General features: G+C 62.6%; 18 protein-coding genes and 1 tRNA gene. 13 read left to right on the forward strand and 6 right to left on the reverse strand.

Features of this window, described 5'->3' with window-relative positions; genetic code table 11:
• Positions 1-15: 15 nt before the first annotated feature.
• The 4 genes from O4H53_RS18750 to O4H53_RS18765 are packed head-to-tail and all read right to left on the reverse strand — an operon-like array spanning position 16 to position 4,258.
• The gene (locus O4H53_RS18750) at positions 16-1,224 is read right to left on the reverse strand and encodes a beta-ketoacyl-[acyl-carrier-protein] synthase family protein (protein WP_269366216.1); all 1,209 of its coding nucleotides are present in this window, start codon (positions 1,222-1,224) and stop codon (positions 16-18) included.
• A 6-nt stretch (positions 1,225-1,230) separates the two neighbouring features.
• On the reverse strand, positions 1,231-1,488 hold the full coding sequence (locus O4H53_RS18755) for an acyl carrier protein (protein ID WP_269366218.1): 258 nt from the start codon (positions 1,486-1,488) through the stop codon (positions 1,231-1,233).
• Positions 1,489-1,520: 32 nt separating this feature from the next.
• The gene (lpxD, locus tag O4H53_RS18760) at positions 1,521-2,612 is read right to left on the reverse strand and encodes a UDP-3-O-(3-hydroxymyristoyl)glucosamine N-acyltransferase (RefSeq protein ID WP_269366220.1); all 1,092 of its coding nucleotides are present in this window, start codon (positions 2,610-2,612) and stop codon (positions 1,521-1,523) included.
• Between the two features lie 32 nt (positions 2,613-2,644).
• The gene (locus tag O4H53_RS18765) at positions 2,645-4,258 is read right to left on the reverse strand and encodes a L,D-transpeptidase family protein (RefSeq protein ID WP_269366222.1); all 1,614 of its coding nucleotides are present in this window, start codon (positions 4,256-4,258) and stop codon (positions 2,645-2,647) included.
• A gap of 315 nt (positions 4,259-4,573) precedes the next feature.
• Between O4H53_RS18765 and O4H53_RS18770 the strand changes: the two genes are divergently transcribed.
• The 7 genes from O4H53_RS18770 to O4H53_RS18800 all read left to right on the forward strand — a co-directional run bounded on the left by O4H53_RS18770 (position 4,574) and on the right by O4H53_RS18800 (position 10,814).
• Positions 4,574-5,143 (forward strand): YcbK family protein, encoded by a 570-nt coding sequence (locus O4H53_RS18770; protein ID WP_269366325.1) that lies wholly within the window; start codon positions 4,574-4,576, stop codon positions 5,141-5,143.
• A gap of 167 nt (positions 5,144-5,310) precedes the next feature.
• Positions 5,311-6,972, forward strand: coding sequence for a phosphoethanolamine transferase (locus O4H53_RS18775; RefSeq protein WP_269366223.1), 1,662 nt, complete (start codon positions 5,311-5,313; stop codon positions 6,970-6,972).
• The gene (locus O4H53_RS18780) at positions 6,969-7,373 is read left to right on the forward strand and encodes a diacylglycerol kinase (RefSeq protein WP_269366224.1); all 405 of its coding nucleotides are present in this window, start codon (positions 6,969-6,971) and stop codon (positions 7,371-7,373) included. Before O4H53_RS18775 ends, O4H53_RS18780 begins: the two co-directional genes overlap by 4 nt.
• Positions 7,374-7,383: 10 nt before the next feature.
• Positions 7,384-8,076: a phosphatidylserine decarboxylase gene (locus O4H53_RS18785; protein ID WP_269366225.1), complete on the forward strand. Its 693-nt coding sequence runs from the start codon at positions 7,384-7,386 to the stop codon at positions 8,074-8,076.
• Complete coding sequence (locus O4H53_RS18790; RefSeq protein ID WP_269366226.1) at positions 8,073-8,837, forward strand: CDP-alcohol phosphatidyltransferase family protein; 765 nt, start codon at positions 8,073-8,075, stop codon at positions 8,835-8,837. Before O4H53_RS18785 ends, O4H53_RS18790 begins: the two co-directional genes overlap by 4 nt.
• Positions 8,818-9,474, forward strand: coding sequence for a response regulator transcription factor (locus O4H53_RS18795; RefSeq protein WP_269366228.1), 657 nt, complete (start codon positions 8,818-8,820; stop codon positions 9,472-9,474). Before O4H53_RS18790 ends, O4H53_RS18795 begins: the two co-directional genes overlap by 20 nt.
• Complete coding sequence (locus tag O4H53_RS18800; RefSeq protein WP_269366229.1) at positions 9,465-10,814, forward strand: sensor histidine kinase; 1,350 nt, start codon at positions 9,465-9,467, stop codon at positions 10,812-10,814. The genes O4H53_RS18795 and O4H53_RS18800 overlap by 10 nt, the downstream gene beginning before the upstream one ends.
• A 460-nt stretch (positions 10,815-11,274) precedes the next feature.
• Here the strand turns inward: O4H53_RS18800 and O4H53_RS18805 are convergent, their stop codons facing one another.
• Complete coding sequence (locus tag O4H53_RS18805) at positions 11,275-11,877, reverse strand: helix-turn-helix domain-containing protein (RefSeq protein ID WP_269366231.1); 603 nt, start codon at positions 11,875-11,877, stop codon at positions 11,275-11,277.
• Between the two features lie 98 nt (positions 11,878-11,975).
• Between O4H53_RS18805 and O4H53_RS18810 the strand changes: the two genes are divergently transcribed.
• The 6 genes from O4H53_RS18810 (at position 11,976) to O4H53_RS18835 (ending at position 17,631) form a co-directional block, all read left to right on the forward strand.
• The gene (locus tag O4H53_RS18810) at positions 11,976-13,181 is read left to right on the forward strand and encodes a substrate-binding domain-containing protein (RefSeq protein WP_269366233.1); all 1,206 of its coding nucleotides are present in this window, start codon (positions 11,976-11,978) and stop codon (positions 13,179-13,181) included.
• A gap of 69 nt (positions 13,182-13,250) precedes the next feature.
• Complete coding sequence (locus tag O4H53_RS18815; protein WP_269366235.1) at positions 13,251-13,997, forward strand: ABC transporter ATP-binding protein; 747 nt, start codon at positions 13,251-13,253, stop codon at positions 13,995-13,997.
• A complete protein-coding gene (locus tag O4H53_RS18820) occupies positions 13,994-14,698 on the forward strand; it encodes an ABC transporter ATP-binding protein (RefSeq protein WP_269366236.1) in 705 nt (234 codons plus the stop codon). Before O4H53_RS18815 ends, O4H53_RS18820 begins: the two co-directional genes overlap by 4 nt.
• On the forward strand, positions 14,698-15,687 hold the full coding sequence (locus O4H53_RS18825) for a branched-chain amino acid ABC transporter permease (protein WP_114277095.1): 990 nt from the start codon (positions 14,698-14,700) through the stop codon (positions 15,685-15,687). The genes O4H53_RS18820 and O4H53_RS18825 overlap by 1 nt, the downstream gene beginning before the upstream one ends.
• A gap of 10 nt (positions 15,688-15,697) precedes the next feature.
• Positions 15,698-16,765, forward strand: coding sequence for a branched-chain amino acid ABC transporter permease (locus O4H53_RS18830; protein WP_269366237.1), 1,068 nt, complete (start codon positions 15,698-15,700; stop codon positions 16,763-16,765).
• On the forward strand, positions 16,762-17,631 hold the full coding sequence (locus O4H53_RS18835) for an alpha/beta fold hydrolase (protein ID WP_269366239.1): 870 nt from the start codon (positions 16,762-16,764) through the stop codon (positions 17,629-17,631). Before O4H53_RS18830 ends, O4H53_RS18835 begins: the two co-directional genes overlap by 4 nt.
• A gap of 461 nt (positions 17,632-18,092) precedes the next feature.
• Here O4H53_RS18835 and O4H53_RS18840 read toward each other — a convergent pair.
• A tRNA-Ser gene (locus tag O4H53_RS18840) sits at positions 18,093-18,182 on the reverse strand.
• Between the last annotated feature and the right edge of the window lie 8 nt (positions 18,183-18,190).

Consider the following 18,190-nt stretch of genomic DNA (forward strand, 5'->3'; position numbering starts at 1 on the left):
TCTGGTCCTGCGGGTTCAAACCTTGCGCAGGGCCAGAACCGCATTCATGCCGCCAAAGGCAAAGGCATTGGACAGAGCCACATTGACCTTGGCCTCCCGCGCGGTGTTCGGCACCACATCCAGGGCGCATTCCGGGTCGGGTTCTTCATAACCGATGGTGGGGGCAATCACCCCGTCGCGCAGGGCCATGATGCAGGCCAGCAGTTCCACAGCACCGGTACCGCCGATCAGGTGCCCATGCATCGACTTGGTGGAGGATATCATCAGCTTGTCCGCCTGCGGACCGAAGGTATCGGCCACCGCCGCGCATTCGGTCTTGTCATTGGCTGCCGTCCCGGTGCCATGCGCGTTGATATAGCCGACCTCTTCTCGGTTGATCCGGCCATCCTCCAGCGCGCCCGCAATCGCACGGGCGGCACCGGCCTTTGACGGCATCACGATGTCGCTCGCGTCCGAGGTCATGGCAAAGCCGATGACTTCGCAAAGGATCTCGGCGCCGCGTTTGCGGGCATGTTCCATTTCCTCAAAGACAAAGATGCCGGCCCCCTCGCCCTGCACCATGCCGTTGCGATTGGCCGAGAACGGGCGGCAGGCGTCGCGGCTCATGACGCGCAACCCTTCCCAGGCCTTGACCCCGCCAAAGCACAACATCGATTCCGACCCGCCGGTGATCATCGCCGGGGCCATGCCCGAGCGCACCATCGCAAAGGCCTGCGCCATCGCGTGGTTGGAGGAGGCACAGGCGGTGGAGACGGTAAAGGACGGCCCCTTGAGGTTCCATTCCATGCTGACATGGGAGGCTGCGGCATTGTTCATCAGCTTGGGCACGACAAAGGGATGCACCCGGTTCTTGCCCTCTTCATAGACGGCACGGTAATTGTCGTCCCAGGTCGACACGCCGCCGCCCGCCGTGCCCAGTACGACGCCTGCCTTGGCGGATAGCTCACCCGAAAACGTCAGCCCGGATTGCTCGATGGCCTCACGGGCTGCGGCCAGGGTGAACAAGGTGAACCGGTCATAAAGCGATATCTGCTGCCGGTTGTACCGGCCTTCGGCGTCAAAGCCGCGCACCTGCCCGCCGATCTGGATCTGCAGGCGCTCCACGTCGCGGAAGGACAACGGACCAATGCCGCAAACGCCTTCGCGCATCGCTTCCAGCGTATCGGGTACATTGTGGCCAAGGGCGTTGATGGTGCCGGCGCCGGTGATGACGACACGTTTCATGTCATCTCAGCCCTGTTCGGCCTTGAGCCGTTCGATCCCTGCGATGATCGTGGCCACCGACGAGATGTCAAAATCCGAAGCGCCGGGATCATTGGCGTTGAAGGGAATGGAGATGTCAAAGGCTTCCTCGATGGCGAAAATGCTTTCCACCAGCCCCATGCTGTCAATGCCGAGATCCTCTGGCGTGCTCTCCGGCGTCACATCCTGCGGTTCCAACATGGCCTGTTCCGCGATGATGGCGATGACCTGATCCTTGATGTCCATGACGTTCTTCCCATCCAATGCACGGGGATGCTTTAGCCATCCTGAGACGATTTGGAAACCATCTTTCTCAGCGCGGCGACGTCGCGCAGCAACCTGGGCAGACGGCGCAGCGCCTTGTAGATTTCCATCTGATTTTCCATCTGCGTGGCGGGATAGCCCAGCATCGTGCGGCCGGCGGGCACATTCGACAGTGCCTTGGTTGCGGCCCCCAGGATCACGCGGTCCCCGATAAAGATATTGTCGCTGACGCCTGATTGACCGCCCAGAACCACGTTGTTGCCGATCACCGAAGACCCGGCAACGCCAACCTGGGCGCAGATCAGCGTGTCATTGCCCACAACCACGTTGTGGCCAATCTGGATCTGGCTGTCCAGCTTGGTGCCATTGCCGATTCTCGTGTCGCGGATGGTGCCGCTGTCCACGGTGGTGTTCATGCCGATTTCCACATCATCGCCGATGGTCACAGCCCCCAGCGAATGGATGCGCGCCCAGGCCTGCGGTTTGGCATCACCCTGGTCGCCCAGCGTCTTGCGGGCGTTTTCCACGGCACTTGGCTCAGGTGTCACAAAGGAAAATCCGTCGCCGCCGATCCGCACACCCGGCTGCGCGATGAACCGCGCGCCGATCCGCACCCTTGCGCCAATGCTGACCTGTTCGCGCAGAAAACAGTCGGGGCCCAGGCGCGCGTCCCGGCCGATGAAACACTGCGGGCCGATCACGGAGCCTGCGCCAATCCGCGCGCCTGCGCTGATCACCGCCAGCGGGCCCACGCTGACCCCCTCGCCCAGTTCGGCCGTGTCGTCGATGATGGCGGCTGGATGGATCCCGGTGGCAAAGCCCTGCCCCTGATCCAGCATCCGGGTCAGGCCGGACATGGCAAAGCGCGGTCGGTCCGGCAGGATGGCAGCGCGCAGCCCCATCGCCTGCCAGTCGGCACCGGGCCAGAGCATGGCGGCACGCGCCTGCCCCTGCGCCAGCATTTCGGCATATTTCGGGGTGGAGGCCATGGCCAGGTCATCCGGCCCCGCGCTGGCAGGTTCCGCCGCGCGGGTGATCACCAGATCCAGATCACCTTCGGCCCGTGCGCCGATGCTGTCGGCTATTTCCCTGACCGTATGGCCCATGCGTTCACCCCCTGCGTGATGCAGGGCCAGAGTTAACCCTGAACGCCGCCCAAGACCACCCCCGCATTGGCAAGCGCATTCCAGATCTTGGCGTCCCGGCCATAGATGTCGGCCCGGTATTCGGTATGGCCACGCGCATTGGTAACGGCAGTGCGGTAGATGATATGCACCGGCACCGGCTGCTCCAGCTTGACCTTGGTTTCCGCGCCGGTGCGCAGCACACGCTGGAAATCCCCCTCGGGATCGTCCGACTGCCGCGCCAGCAGCGCATAGGCGAAATCGAACGGGTCCGCGAGACGGATGCACCCATGGCTGAAGGCGCGCACGTCGCGGGCAAAGAGGCTCTTGGCCGGCGTGTCATGCAGGTAGATGTTGTACTTGTTGGGGAACATGAACTTGACCAGACCAAGCGCATTGGAACGGCTGGGCGGCTGGCGCATGGAATAGGGAAAGTTCCGCGCCGTGTAGCGCGAGAAATTGACCGCGCCACGGTTGACCCTGCGGCCCCTGCTGTCGGTGATGATGATGTGGCTTGCCGCATTCGGATTGCGGCGCAGCGCGGGCAAATATTCATTTGTCACGATGGAGCGCGGGACATACCAGCTGGGGTTCACCACCATATGTTCCATCATGTCGGAGAATTCAGGCGTCGGGCGGTCCCCCTGATTGGCGCCGACAACCGAACGGGTCTCGAAGGTCACCACGCCGTCGTCGATGATCTTGGCGGTGAAGTCGGGCAGGTTCACCAGGATGTGACGCTTGCCGCGCTCGGTGTTGAACCAGCGTTCACGCTCAAGCGCCACCAGCACGGATTGCAGACGTGTCTCCACATCCACATTGATCTGCTTGAGGGTTTCGCCCCCGACGACGCCATCGTCGTTCAGCCCATGGTCGATCTGGAACTGCTTGACCGCGTCGGTCATGGCCTGGTCAAAGGTCCGCCCGTTGTTGCGCTCAAGATAGTCCATCGCGATCAGCCGGTTGCGCAGGGCAATCACCGCAGGGCCGGTCGCGCCGCGTTCCAGCTTGCTGGCCGCAACCTGGGGGCCCCAGCCCCCCTGCGCCAGCAGTTTTTCCATCACCACCTTTTCCTTGAGCAGGGCATTGTATTCCATGCTGCGCGGCGGCAGCGCCCGGAAGAAGGCGGCGGGTTTGGAGATGGCGATGCCCGAAAGATAGGCACCACGGTCGCGATAGGGAATCTCGCGCACGATGCGGCTGTCGATCCGCTTGGGGTTCAGAACACCGGTCTGGATGTCGCGGGCATAGGTCAGGAAAACCTTGCTCATCTCGACTTCGGCAAGGCCCCGGTCGCGGGGCGAGCGCACGCTACTCAGCCGGGCCAGAAGCGCTGCGGGATCGTAGCGTGCCACCGGCAGCCCGTGAGAGGCGGCGGATTGGATCGCGCGCATCAGTTCGGCGCGACGGGCGCGGCTGGCATCGTCGGCAGCGGTCCAGATCGGGGCATAGGATGTGTTTCGGTAGAATTCTGCGATATCAGCATCATCGGCGGCAGCCTCTGCCACGGCCTGTTTGAATGCGGTGACCTGCGCCTGAACCGGCCGGACCAGCACGAAACCGGTGATCACAATCGCAAGCGCCGCGATCAGCAATGTGCGGCGGTTGCCCGTAAAATATCGCGTCATGAATACCCCCTGAAAATATGAACATACAGCGGATTCAGTTTTCGGGGCTTGCCGCGGAACTGTCCATTCACATTTGCAACAGGTGGTGAATCTGTCGCCCATATGATGCGAAAAAGGCACCTGCGGCCCGTGGCGTCAGAGCCACATAATCAAAAAATGCGCAAAATTTCGCCTAAAATTGCGGATAGCGGGAACCTTATGGATTCAGCCCTTGGTAATGAAAATTCACTATGCAATAACGATGTTGCATCTGGGGAAGAGATGAACGGCCCATGTAACATCATGGCCACAGGCAGAGACGACGGGACAGAGATCATGACAGGCATCAGCTCTTCGGGTATGACCCGGCGCGCCCTCCTTGGCGCATTCGCAGCAACTGCGGTAGCATCAGCACCAACATATTCAAATGCGGCAGGTTTCCTGCGCGGTGGCGGAGATATCCGGCGCATTCGCATGTATTCCGGGCGCACCGGTGAACGCATCGACATGATCTACTGGATCGAAGGTGAGTACATCAAGGATGCGGTGCAGGAGATCACCTATTTCATGCGCGACTGGCGCAATGACCTGGTCAAGAACATCGATCTGCGCACCGTCGACATCATGGCGGCATCGCACAACCTGCTGGACGTGAACGAACCCTACATGCTGCTGTCCGGCTACCGCAGCCCGCAGACAAACGCGATGCTGCGCTCTCGCTCGCGCGGGGTGGCAAAGAATTCGCTGCACATGCGCGGCCAGGCTGCCGATCTGCGGCTTGCCTCCCGGTCGGTCAACCAGATGGCCAAGGCGGCGATGGCCTGCCACGGTGGCGGCGTCGGGCGCTATTCCGGCTCCAACTTCGTCCATATGGATTGCGGCCAGGTCCGCAGCTGGGGCGGCTGACCCCGACAAGCCCCCCTTCCCGTCCGATCTGCAAAGCGCCCCCTGGGGCGTTTTTTGCATTTTGGCGCAACGCATTGCCCTGATCCGGCGTCAGGACGCAATTCGTAAGGTTCGCGTAAGGTTGCACTGGTCAAGACCGCAGGGAACAACAATGCGGACAACACTTCATGACCCTTTCCCGAACGGACACATTGCGCAGCGCATGGGCAAAGCGCCCCGAATTTACCCCACTGAGGCTGAGCCTTGTGACGGCGATCTTTGTCTTCGCGGTGCATAACGCGACCTTCTGGCGGATCGGATCGGATGTCTTTGCCGGGCATATGCTGTCCTTTGCGGGGTTCATCGCGGCGGTCTTCTGCCTCGCGCTGGCGGTGCAAAGCGTGTTTTCCTTTCCTTACGTGGTCAAACCATTCCTCGCATTTGTCCTGATTCTGGGGGCTGTGACCTCCTATTACATGGACCAGCTTGGGGTGATCATTGACCGCGACATGATCCAGAATGTCATGGTGACCACGGTCACGGAATCGAAACACCTGATCACGGCAGGCTTTGTCACCCACGTGGGTCTGACCGGCATCCTGCCCGCGCTGGCGCTTTTCGCCATTAGGATCAAGCGGCAGAGCCTGCTTCGCACCCTGGCATTGCCCGCTGTCTGCTTTGCCCTGACGCTGGCGTTATGTGCCGGGTTCCTGATGGCTGACTTGAAATCCTATGCCGCCGTCTTTCGCGAACGCAAAGACCTGATGAGCAGCTTCCAGCCCTTCGCGCCGATGGTTGGCGCCATCCGCTATGCGCGGATGATCTCTGCCACCACCGATGTCACGGTGCAGCCGATCGGGGAAGACGCCCATCGCGGACCATCCTATGAGGGCAGCCGCAAACCGGTGCTCACCATCGTTGTGGCGGGCGAAACCGCAAGGGCGCAGAATTTCGGGCTGAACGGATATGAAAGGGATACCACCCCGATGCTGGGCGGGCGGGATGTGGTCAACTTTGCCAATGTCTCCTCCTGCGGGACGGCAACGGCTGTCTCCCTGCCCTGCATGTTCTCCCGCTTCACGCGGCAGGAATATTCCTATGAAAAGGGTGTCTCGCATCAGAACGTGCTGGATGTGCTGGACCACGCCGGTCTGCATGTCGAATGGTGGGACAACAACACCGGGGACAAGGGGCTGGCCAACCGTCTGAAAAGCCGCAGCTTTACCAACACTGAAAATGCCGAATTCTGCGCCTCGGGCGAATGTATGGACGGGATATTCATGCAGGCGCTCGAAAGCTTTGCCGACACGATCACCGAAGATACCGTTCTGGTCCTGCACCAGATCGGCAGCCATGGTCCCACCTATTACCTGCGCTATCCGGAGGCATTCGAGCGGTTCAAACCGGCCTGCCGCACGGCAGAGTTCAAGGAATGCACGGCGGCGGAAATCACCAACGCCTATGACAATACCATCGCCTATACCGACGCCGTGCTGGCCCGTACCATCGACCTGCTGGACCAGAAATCCAACCTGAACACCGCGCTGATCTATGTCTCCGACCATGGCGAATCGCTGGGAGAATCTGGCCTTTACCTGCACGGGTCGCCCTATTTCATGGCACCTGCCTATCAAACCACGGTGCCGATGGTCCTGTGGATGTCGGAGGGGTTCAAGACGCAGTTCAATCTGGATGGCGCCTGCCTGTCACAGCACGCCGATGTTGCCCTGTCGCATGACAACCTCTTCCACTCCCTGCTGGGGATGCTGGACATCTCGACGCGCGAGCGTGACCCGGCGCTGGACATTTTCGCCCCCTGCCACAGATCGCAACGGGTGGCGCAGAAATGACGGTCGCCCCCCCGAATTCGCCCCGTCCGAAACCACCACGCGTCACCGGGCTGCCGCATCTTTGGGCGGCGGCGGGCTATTCCTGCGCCGGGCTCCGCAGGCTCTGGCAAGAGACGGCGTTCCGGCATATCGTGCTTGCTCTGCTTTTGGGATTCGGGCTTTTGGCCATCGCTGGGGCCGAAATGACGGATTACGCGATTCTGCTGATCCTGTTTTTCTGCCTGATCGCCACTGAGGCGCTTAACACGGCGGTCGAATGCATTGTCGATCATCTTGCCCCCGACTGGGCCGCGTTTGCGCGCGATGCCAAGGATCTGGGGTCACTGGCGACGATGTGTCTGCTCTGTGCCAACGGCGTTTTCCTGGGCGCGGTGCTGCTGCGCTCTTTCGTTGGAGAGTGAGAGAGAGCCGATGAACATGCTCAAGATCGTGGCCGTGCCGATGCACCGTGAAGGCCGGAAATTCGTGGCGGTATTTGCCGCGATCACAGTGGTGCTGGGGCTGGTCTGGCAGCCGTTGTTCTGGCTTGGGGTCGGGGCAACTGTCTGGTGTTATTACTTTTTCCGTGATCCGGTTCGGGTGATCCCGCAGCAAGAGGGGCTGGTGATATCGCCAGCCGATGGCGTTGTGTCCCTGATCGAGGATGTGGTGCCCAGTGCCGATCTGGCGCTGGGGTCCGAACCGCTGACGCGGGTGTCGGTCTTCATGAATGTATTCAACTGCCATGTGAACCGCGCGCCCGTGGCCGGTAAGGTGACCAATATCGTCTACCGTCATGGCAAGTTCCTGAACGCCTCGCTGGACAAGGCAAGCGAAGACAACGAACGCAATTCCCTGACCATCGAAACGCCCGATGGCGCGCTGATCGGTGTTGTGCAGATTGCGGGCCTTGTTGCGCGGCGGATCGTCTGTTTCGTCAAGGAGGGTGACGGGCTTGGCACCGGGCACCGCTTTGGCCTGATCCGCTTTGGCAGCCGGCTGGATATCTATCTGCCGCGGGGCGTGCAGCCGCTGGTTGCCGTGGGCCAGACCGCCGTTGCGGGTGAAACCATCCTCGCTGACCTCAAGGGCCATGCCGCTGCGCGTATCGGCATCGCCGAGTGACGCAGCGCAACCGGATCAAGCTGCGCCATGTGGTGCCCAGCATCGTCACCGTCTTTGCGATCTGCTCGGGCATGACCGCCATTCGCATGACGCTTGAAGGGCGGCTTGAAACCGGTCTGGTTTTTGTCCTGTTGGCGGTGTTTCTGGATGCGGCGGATGGCAAGCTGGCCCGCTTTCTCGACAGTGCCAGCCCCTTTGGCGCGGAGCTGGACACGCTGGCGGACTTTTTCAACTTCGGCATCGTGCCGGGGGTGCTGATCTATCACACCCTCTATCTGGGCACGCCGCTGGCCAGCCTTGGCTGGCTGTCGATCCTGGTGCTGGCGGTCTGCTGCGCCCTTCGGCTGGCGCGGTTCAACCTGTCCATGCGTGCCACCGGGGTCACGCTGAAAACGGAGAGCTATTTCGTCGGTATACCGGCCCCGGCGCTGGCCTGTCTGGCGCTGATCCCCGTTTTCATGGAACTTTACGGCTGGCAGAACACCGATCTGCCGGTGCTGCGGTCGGGCTATATCATCTGTATCGGCCTGCTTGCGATCAGCACGATCCCGACGTTTTCCATCAAACATGCTTCGATCCGCCGCAGCCATCTGCCCTTCGTGATGGTGGCGGCGGTGGTGCTGGTGGTCTGCCTGCTGGTCTATCCATGGCCCACCCTGATCCTGGCAGATTGCGTCTATCTGCTGTCGCTGCCATTCTCGTACCGGGCCCATAAGAGGCATTGCAAGGTGTCGCCGGAACATGCGCATTCTGCTGATTGAAGACGAGGCGGCGCTGGCTGGCCCCCTGGTGGAACACCTGGCCGCCGACCGGCATCTGGTGGAATGGTTCGACACGATCGTCGATGCGGAAAGCGCGGAACGTGCCAGCCCCTTTGACGTCATCCTGCTTGACCTGCAACTGCCGGATGGCGACGGGCTGAGCTTTCTGAAATCCCTGCGCGACCGGCGGGTTCACACCCCGGTGCTGATCCTGTCTGCGCGCGACAAGGTTTCCGACCGGATCAAGGGGCTGAACCTTGGCGCCGATGATTATGTGATCAAGCCCTTTGACCTGGATGAGGTCAAGGCGCGGATCCATACCATCTGCCGCCGGGGTGAGGAGACCCTTGCACAGGTCGTCGTCCTTGGTGATCTGTCGATCAACCTGGCCGAGCACAGCGTCAGGCGTGCCGATGTGCCCCTGCGGCTGACCACGCGGGAATGGCAGATCCTTGAAACCCTCGTGCGGCGCAGGGCTGCCGTGGTTCCGCGCGAAAGCCTTGAGGCCGCGCTCTATGCCTTTGGCGAAGAGGTCGAGAGCAACGCGCTGGAGGCGCATATCAGCCGGTTGCGCGCCAAGCTGGGCAAAGACGTCATCGTGACCCATCGCGGCCTGGGCTATGCGCTATGCCCCTGATCCCGCCGCGTCACAGCCTGCTGCGCAGCCTTCTGACGGCACTTGCGCTGCCCGGCATCGTTGCGGTTCTGATTGGCTGCGTCATCGTCTACAGCCTGGTGAAAGAGGAATACGACGAGCTGCTGGACCTGTCGCTGTCAAACAAGGCACAGCTGTTGTTGCAGATCAGGGAGCTGTCGGGGACGCAGGCCAATGCCAGCTTTGAGGAAACCGGCCTTGCCCCGGAAGAAAGGGTGCGCTTCTGGTTTCTGGATGCCGATGGTGCGGTGACGGACAGGTCCGCGCTGGCCGAACCCCTTGCCTTTTCCACCGCCGATCTGCCACCGAAGCGGATCACCAGCCTGAACGGCTTCCGGGTGATCCTGCTGGCATCCGACGTGGTGCCGGGGCTGCGCATCGTCGTGGCGGAGCCGCTGGTCGAACGCAACGAGGCGCTTTTCGATGTCATGTCGGCGGTGGTGCTGGGTTTTTTCCTGCTGGGCGGCCTGTCCTATGCCGCGGCCTATCTCTCGGTGCGCCGCTCGGCCGGGATGGTGACGGCGCTGAGCGCGGATATCGCCCGCAAGAGCGAACACGACCTGTCGCCGATCAGCCGCAAACATGCCTTCGCGGAGATTGAACCGGCCATCAACACGCTGGACCGGCTGATGGCGCGCCTTGACACCGCGCTGGAGGCGGAACGGGCCTTTGCCACAAATGCGGCCCATGAGCTGCGCACCCCGGTCGCCATCGCAATGGCCCAGGCGCAGCGCCTGAAGGCCATGGCCCGGGACCCGGCACTGGCCGCGCGGGCGGGCGAGATCGAGACCGGGCTGAAACGTCTGGTCCGGTTGATCGAACGGCTGCTGCAAATGTCGCGGGCGCAATCGGGTCTGGGCCGGAATGCCCCGGTGACAGACATCGCGCCGGTCATCGACATGCTGCTGCGCGAATTGCGCGGAAGCGTGGCAGAGCCGGACAAGCTGATCCTGCAGCCAACCACCGCCCCCTGGCCCTGCCGCCTTGATCCCGATGCCCTGGGGATCATCCTGAACAACCTGTTCGACAATGCGCTGAAACACGGGTCCGGCCCCGTCACGGTCAATGCCGCCACGCCGGAGCAGATCGCGATCGCCAATGAGTGCGACAGGCTCAGCGCGGCGGAAGTCGCGATGATCAAGCGCCGCTTTGGCCGCCGCGCGCCCACAACCGAAGGGTTCGGGCTGGGCCTGACCATCGTTCAGGAGCTGTGTAGCCAGTCAGGATGCGGCTTTGATATCCGCTCGCCCCGCCCCGGCTCAGACTCCGGTGTGCTTGTCACCGTGACCTTTCCTGTGGAATGTCGCGAACCTTTGACTTGATGCCGCTGAATTTGCTGAATCCGATCAAGGGGCCGCGTCACGCAATATTTTCCCGAACGTCGCGCATTTCTGACCTAAAGCGGCCCTTCGAAACGGCTTGGGACAATGGCCGCTGAGCGGACGGAGTTGCCGTCCACCAAAGCCCGGAGTCAAGGTGCGCAGCACCGCCGGGCAGCGCCCGACCGCCCCATGGGCGGGCGCTTTCTCACCGTATTGCGGTTCATCATCCCCACGCCAAAGATTAGAAATAAAGTGGCACCCACGGACGTTCCGCTGCCCACCCGCGGTCAGGCGCTGCCCTGTGTGGTTAAGTCACTCCGGACTCGGAATTGAAGTTCGCTGCGCTCGGTACGAAGGTCCGGTTTTCCATTTTGGGTCAGTTGATCACGGATAGGCCAATTTCGTCTGACGTCTGACCTTCCCGCCCCGGCCCCCCCCGGCCTGAGGGCACCGGACCCCGCTACTGATCAGATGTGGACACCACATGGTCCCCGTCGATGCCGCCCATGGAATGGAACAGCCCGCTGGTGTTGTTGACCCCGAACTTGCGCAAGAGCTTGGCGCGGTAGACCTCAACCGTGCGGTGCGAGATTTCGAGGTTGATGGCGATTTCCTTGCTGGTCAGCCCCTCGGAGAGATAGCTCAGGATCTCGCGCTCGCGGCGGGTCAGCGGGAAATAGGGGCGCTCCGCGCTCAGGTCCGCAAAGCTCCAGACGGCGCGGGCCAGCGGGTCGTCGGGGGTAAAGGAATGGCCCCGGACCCGGCACCAGAACAAGGTCCCGTCCTTGCGCGCCATGATCCGTTCATCCCAGTAGCGGTTGGTCTCGCGCAGCTGTTTGACACCCCGGTCGCGGATGTTCACGAATTCCGCATCCGTCGGGTAGAGAATGGCAAAAACCTGGTTTTCGAGCTCTTCGGGGGCATAGCCGAACATCTCGCCAAAGGCGATGTTGCACTGGCGGATCACCCTGTCCTCCGTCACCACCAGACCCACCGGCGCATAGCTGAAGGCAAGATCGGCAAAGCGGCCCTGCTCATAGCTGTCGTCAATAGGTATTTCCACGATCTTGCCCCGGTTCCGGTTATCCTGAATGCTGTAAAATACGTAAACGACGGGTCAGGATCGCACAACAGCGACCGCCGCCGATATGGGAGGATACCATGAAGACATTTACGCGGTTCGCCGCCACCATTGCCACGTCGATCACCCTGGCGGGTGCGGCCTGGGCGCAGGAAGATCCGATCAAGATCGCCCTGATCCACGGCCTGTCCGGTTCCAGCTTTGAAGCCTTTTCCAAACAGGCCCAGACCGGGTTCGAGCTGGGTCTCGAATATGCCACCAAGGGCACCAACGAGGTCAAGGGCCGCCCGATCGAGGTCATCATCAAGGACACCCAGTTCAAGCCGGACGTGGCCCGCGCCGTTCTGGCCGAAGCCTATGGCGATGACGAGGTGCTGCTGGCGGTTGGTGCCACATCCTCGGGCGTGACACAGGCGATGTTGCCGATTGCCGAGGAATACGAAAAGATCCTGATCGTGGAACCCGCCGTGGCCGACAGCCTCACCGGCCCCGACAGCAACCGTTACGTGTTCAAGACCTCGCGCAACTCGTCGATGGACATGCAGGCGCAGGCGCTGGCGCTCCAGCCCGACGAAAACCTCTATGTCGCCACATTGGCAGAGGATTATGCCTTTGGCCGCGACGGGATCACCGCGTTCAAGGCAGCGCTTGACGGTTCGGGCGCAACAGTGGTGACAGAGGAATACGTGCCCCAGGGCACCGCCGATTTCACCGCCGCGACGGAACGCATGTTCAATGCGCTGAAGGACAAGGAAGGGCGCAAGGTCATCCTCGTCTATATTGCCGGGGGCGGTGACGCGCCGGGCAAGATCAAGGCCCTGGACCCCGACCGCTATGGAATCGAGATTTCCATGGGCGGTCACATCCTGCCGGTGCTGCCGACCTACAAGCGGTTCCCCGGTCTGGAAGGCGCGGTCTATTACTACTACGAAGCCTATGACAACGACGTGAACAAGTGGCTGGTGGACACCCATCAGGAGCGTTTCGACGGGCCGCCGGACTTTTTCACCGCCGGAGGCATGGCCGCAGCGCTGGCCGTGGTGAAGGCGCTGGAAACCGCCGAAAGCTACGAGACCGAAGACCTGATCACGGCCATGGAAGGCATGTCCTGGGACACGCCCAAGGGCGAGATGACCTTCCGCCCCGAAGACCACCAGGCGCTGCAATCCATGGTGCACTTCAAGATCCGCGTGGATGACGATGTGGCATGGGCGATCCCCGATCTGGTCCGCATCATCGAAGCGGACGAGATGGATATCCCCATCGGCCGCGACAACAGCCAGTAAGCCCGCAAGAACGCAAGGCTGAACCGGTCCGCCATTCCGGCGGGCCGGAGATTCCCAAGGATTGCCCAAATGCCCTCCCCGTCCCTGTCCACCCGTGACCTGACGATCCGTTTCGGCGGCCATGTCGCGGTCAACGCCGTCACCTGCGATTTCCATCCGGGCGAGACCACCGTGATCGTGGGTCCGAACGGCGCAGGCAAGACGACCTATTTCAACCTGATCTCCGGCCAGCTGGCCGCCAGCGCCGGGAGCGTCGAGAAATCGGGCGAGGATATCACCCGCCTTTCCCCCTCCGCCCGCGCCTTCCAGCTGACCAACCTCTTTCCGCAGCTCAGCGTGCTGGAAAACATCCGCCTTGCGGTTCAGGCCCGCGCCGGCGCGGGCTGGAGCCTGCTGCGCCCTGCCCTGTCCCGCCATGACCTGATCGAAAGTGCCGGACATTATCTGGCCGCCGCCCAGCTGACCGACCGCGCGGCGATGCCCGCCGCCAGCCTGCCCCATGGCGATCAGCGCAAGCTGGAGGTTGCGCTGCTGATGGCGATGGAGCCCGATATCTACATGTTCGATGAACCCACCGCCGGCATGTCGCTGGATCAGGCCCCCGCCGTGCTCGACCTGATCGCGAAAATCAAATCCGACCCGACCAAGACCGTGCTGCTGGTGGAACACAAGATGGATGTGGTCCGCGCGCTGGCCGACCGCATCATCGTGCTGCACAACGGCGAGCTGCTGGCCGATGGCGCGCCCGGTGAGGTGATGCAAAGCCAGATCGTGCGCGACGTCTATCTTGGCACCGCAACGGAGGAGACCGCATGACCCTGCTGTCCCTGCAAAACATGAAAACCCAGATCGGACAGTACCATGTGCTGCACGACGTTACCTTCGACGTGCCACAGGGCGGTGTCTTTGTCCTGCTGGGCCGCAATGGCGCGGGCAAGACGACCACGCTGCGCTCCATCATGGGGCTGTGGCAGCCGCAGCCCGGTTCCGTCATGTTCAAGGGGCAGGACATCTCGCGCCTCGCCACCGCCGACATCGCGCGGCTTGGTATCGCCTATGTGCCCGAAAACATGGGTATCTTTGGTGGCCTCACCGTCGAGGAGAACCTGGTGCTGGCCACCGCGAAGGGGCGTTTCGACCAGACCCGCCTGCAACGCATCTACACGCTGTTCCCCGCGCTGGAGAAATTCTGGACCAAACAGGCCTGGTCCCTGTCGGGTGGGCAGAAACAGATGCTGGCCGTGGCGCGGGCGATCATCGAACTGCGCGACCTGATCCTGATCGACGAGCCGACCAAGGGGCTGGCCCCCTCCATCGTTGCGGCCATGGGCGAGGCCTTTCGCGAGATTGCGCAGGATACGACGATCCTGCTGGTCGAACAGAATTTCAACTTTGCCCGCAGCCTCGGGCGCGACATGGCGGTGGTCGACGACGGCCGCGTGGTGCACCGGGGCAGCATGGCAGATTTTGCCGCCGACACCGACCTGCAGGGTCAACTACTGGGGCTTTCCGCATGATGAACAAAGTTTCCGAGACGCTGGGCCGGCTGGGCGGCGTGAACCTTTTGCCGCTGGCGCTGGCTGCCGTCGCCTTCGTGCTGATCGGCGCGCCCTCGTCCTGGGTGACGCTGACAGTGGCGGGGCTGTCGATGGGCATGATGGTGTTTCTCATGGCCTCCGGCCTGTCGCTGGTCTTTGGCCTGATGGACGTGCTGAACTTCGGGCATTCCGCCTTTATCAGCTTTGGTGCCTTTGTCGCGGCCACGGTGCTGGCGGCCCTCTCCACCTGGCTTGATGGCGGCTGGATGCTGGCCTCCGCCGCGCTGGCGCTGGCGCTGCTGGCGGCCATCGCCTTTGGCCTTGCCGCCGGGCTGTTCTTCGAGACGGTGATCATCCGCCCCGTCTACCGCGACCACCTGCGCCAGATCCTGATCACCATGGGCGCGCTGATCGTCAGCGAACAGATCATCCTTGCGGTCTGGGGCGGCACCCCGGTCAGCGTGCCGCGGCCTGCGTTCCTTGAGGGCGCCTGGATCGTCGGGGATGTCAGCATGGAGATCTACCGCCTCTTTGCCGTGGGCCTTGGCGCGGCGGTCTTTGTCGGGCTGATGGTGCTGCTGAACCGCACCCGCATCGGCCTGCTGATCCGCGCAGGCGTGGAAAACCGCGAAATGGTCGAGGCGCTGGGGTTCAAGATCAACCGCCTGTTCATCGGTGTCTTCATGCTGGGCAGTGCGCTGGCGGCCCTGGGCGGCGCGATGTGGGCAGGATACGAGACGCTGATCACCCCGGCACTGGGGGGCGAGATGATGATCGTCGTCTTCATCGTGGTGATCATCGGCGGCCTCGGCTCCATCGAAGGCACCTTGCTGGGCGCGATCATCGTGGGGCTGACAGCCAATTACATCGGCTATCTCGCGCCCAAGCTGGCGCTGGCGTCGAACATGATCCTGATGATGGCGATCCTGATGTGGCGGCCCAGCGGGCTGCGCCCGGCGGTGAAGTGAGGGACAAGATATGAAACCGACATACGGCACCATCGCCGTCAAATCCGCGATGCTGGTGATCGCAGCCCTGCTGCTTTTCGCACCCTTCCTGTTCCAGGACATCCGCGCGCTGGAAGTCGCGGCGCGGATCTGCATCTTTATCGTGCTGGTGGCCAGCTACGACCTGCTGATCGGCTATACCGGGATCGTCAGCTTTGCCCATACGATGTTCTTCGGCTTTGGCGCCTATGGATCGGCCATCGCGCTGAAACAGATGGGACCGGGCTGGGAGTCGGTGGCGCTGGGCACGCTGGCGGGTGTCGCGCTGTCACTGATCGTTGCGACCGCCATCGGGTTGATCAGCCTGCGGGTCAAGGCGATCTTCTTTGCCATGATCACCCTCGCCGCGGCCTCCGTCGTGCTGGTGCTGGCCTCGCAGCTCAGCCAGATCACCGGCGGTGAGGATGGCATCACCTACCGCACGCCCGAGCTGTTCAAGACCGCGACCAAGCTGGCGGTGGACGAAGACGGCAAGGTGCTGCGCTGGTTCGGGGTGAAACTGAACGGCAAGCTTGCGGCCTATTACTTTGTCTTCGTCACCTCGCTGGTGCTGTTCCTGGTGATGTTGCGCATCACCGTCTCGCCGCTGGGCACGGTGCTGAAGGCGATCCGCGAGAATGAGGCACGGGCCGAGGCCATAGGCTACCGCGTGGTTGCCTACCGCACCTTTGTCTTCTGCCTGTCGGCGGTTGTGGCCTCGCTGGCCGGGTCCGTCGATGCGGTCTGGCTGAAATACACCGGCCCGGACACCGCCCTCTCCTTTGCGATCATGATCGACATCCTGCTGATGGTGGTGATCGGCGGCATGGGCACCATGTGGGGCGCGGTGATCGGGGCGTCACTGATGGTGATGGCGCAATATTACCTGCGCGACCTGATGGGGGCAGCATCGGAAGCGACCGCCGCCCTCCCGCTGCTGCCAGAGCTTCTGGCCCCCGACCGCTGGCTGTTCTGGCTGGGGATCATCTTTATCCTGCTGGTCTATTTCTTTCCCAGGGGGATTGCGGGCACCCTGATGGCGCGGGGACAGCGGGCATGACCACGCCCCGCTTCGGCTTTGTCCCGGTGATGGATCACGAGGTCCATGTCACCGAATGGGGGAACCCCGGCAACCCGGCGCTGATCATGATGCACGGGCTGGCCCGCACCGGCCGCGATTTTGACGAACTCGCCGCCGCCATGTCCGACCACTATCACGTGCTTTGCCCCGACATGATCGGCCGCGGCCGGTCCAGCTGGGCCTCCGCGCCGGGGGCGGAATATTCGATCGAGTATTTCGCGGGCATCACCTGCGATCTGATGGACCACTACGGGATGGAGAGTGCCGATTGGCTCGGCACCTCCATGGGTGGCCAGATCGGCATCTACCTCGCCTCAGGCAAGGACGCGGGGCGGATCAGCAGGCTGATCATCAACGATATCGGCCCCGAGGTGCCAGACACCGCGCTGGAGCGGATCATGTCCTATGTCGGCGCCCCGCCGCATTTTGCCGGGTACAGGCAGGCCGAGACCTGGTTGCGCAGCGCCTATGCCCCCTTTGGCCCTGCGGATGACAGCTTCTGGCACCGGATGGCGCGCACCTCCCTGCGGCGGCGGTCGGACGGGCGGCTGACCCTGCACTACGACCCCGCCATCTTGCGGCAGTTCACCGATTCCCCGCAGGAAATGACCGCCTGGGACCGCTGGGCGCGGATCACCGTCCCCACCCATGTCTTTGGCGGGGCACGGTCAGACCTGATGACCCCCGGTATCCTCGACCGGATGCGCCAGAGCGGACCAAAACCGGCGGTCACCCTGCTGCAGGACTGCGGCCACGCGCCATCCTTGTCCCGCCCGCAGGACATCGAAGCGTTTCGCTCCGCGCTGAGCGGATTGGGTGCCGCATCCCAAGCAAAAGCAACCTGAACCAGCGGCATCTCTGAACTTGGTCTGTGGCCCGGCCAGGGGTTTCCGACGCAAACCGGACCTTCTGCGCGGGAAGCGCGAGTGGCCGCTATGCGGGACTTAGTTGCCATCACACATGAGCACCCAGGCCCGGAACAAGCCGAAGGCGCCGGGCCATCGCCTGCCCGCCCCTCGGGTAGGCGATTTGGTGAGGCTAGTTGTTCCCTCGATGAGATTCAACATGGTTGAGAAATAAAGTGGCATGAACCAAGGTCAGCATCGCCCACCCCGGGCAGGCGCTGGCCCGGCTTGCGCTTTGCGTCACTTCGGGCTCAAAACCGCCATTTTCTGCGCCAGACATGAACGTCCGCTTTGCGCGCCGTTTGGCTGAGTTGGGTTAGCAAGACGCCTCCGATATATCGAACGGCAGCGTTTTCGTCAGAATGTAGCAGAATGCGCCTGTATGGGACGTGGGGGGCAAATGGCGGAGAGACAGGGATTCGAACCCTGGAGACGGTCTCCCGCCTACACACTTTCCAGGCGTGCGCCTTCGACCACTCGGCCACCTCTCCGTGAGGGG

Source organism: Sulfitobacter sp. G21635-S1 (assembly GCF_027213915.1).
Classification (GTDB): Bacteria; Pseudomonadota; Alphaproteobacteria; order Rhodobacterales; family Rhodobacteraceae; genus Sulfitobacter.

What these genes read in the sequence shown, in the direction of transcription:
- O4H53_RS18750 (WP_269366216.1), bottom strand. Translation starts at nt 1,224, where the DNA reads ATGAAACGTGTCGTCATCACCGGCGCCGGCACCATCAACGCCCTTGGC.
- O4H53_RS18755 (WP_269366218.1), bottom strand. Translation starts at nt 1,488, where the DNA reads ATGGACATCAAGGATCAGGTCATCGCCATCATCGCGGAACAGGCCATG.
- lpxD (WP_269366220.1), bottom strand. Translation starts at nt 2,612, where the DNA reads ATGGGCCATACGGTCAGGGAAATAGCCGACAGCATCGGCGCACGGGCC.
- O4H53_RS18765 (WP_269366222.1), bottom strand. Translation starts at nt 4,258, where the DNA reads ATGACGCGATATTTTACGGGCAACCGCCGCACATTGCTGATCGCGGCG.
- O4H53_RS18770 (WP_269366325.1), top strand. Translation starts at nt 4,574, where the DNA reads ATGACAGGCATCAGCTCTTCGGGTATGACCCGGCGCGCCCTCCTTGGC.
- O4H53_RS18775 (WP_269366223.1), top strand. Translation starts at nt 5,311, where the DNA reads ATGACCCTTTCCCGAACGGACACATTGCGCAGCGCATGGGCAAAGCGC.
- O4H53_RS18780 (WP_269366224.1), top strand. Translation starts at nt 6,969, where the DNA reads ATGACGGTCGCCCCCCCGAATTCGCCCCGTCCGAAACCACCACGCGTC.
- O4H53_RS18785 (WP_269366225.1), top strand. Translation starts at nt 7,384, where the DNA reads ATGAACATGCTCAAGATCGTGGCCGTGCCGATGCACCGTGAAGGCCGG.
- O4H53_RS18795 (WP_269366228.1), top strand. Translation starts at nt 8,818, where the DNA reads ATGCGCATTCTGCTGATTGAAGACGAGGCGGCGCTGGCTGGCCCCCTG.
- O4H53_RS18800 (WP_269366229.1), top strand. Translation starts at nt 9,465, where the DNA reads ATGCCCCTGATCCCGCCGCGTCACAGCCTGCTGCGCAGCCTTCTGACG.
- O4H53_RS18810 (WP_269366233.1), top strand. Translation starts at nt 11,976, where the DNA reads ATGAAGACATTTACGCGGTTCGCCGCCACCATTGCCACGTCGATCACC.
- O4H53_RS18815 (WP_269366235.1), top strand. Translation starts at nt 13,251, where the DNA reads ATGCCCTCCCCGTCCCTGTCCACCCGTGACCTGACGATCCGTTTCGGC.
- O4H53_RS18820 (WP_269366236.1), top strand. Translation starts at nt 13,994, where the DNA reads ATGACCCTGCTGTCCCTGCAAAACATGAAAACCCAGATCGGACAGTAC.
- O4H53_RS18825 (WP_114277095.1), top strand. Translation starts at nt 14,698, where the DNA reads ATGAACAAAGTTTCCGAGACGCTGGGCCGGCTGGGCGGCGTGAACCTT.
- O4H53_RS18830 (WP_269366237.1), top strand. Translation starts at nt 15,698, where the DNA reads ATGAAACCGACATACGGCACCATCGCCGTCAAATCCGCGATGCTGGTG.
- O4H53_RS18835 (WP_269366239.1), top strand. Translation starts at nt 16,762, where the DNA reads ATGACCACGCCCCGCTTCGGCTTTGTCCCGGTGATGGATCACGAGGTC.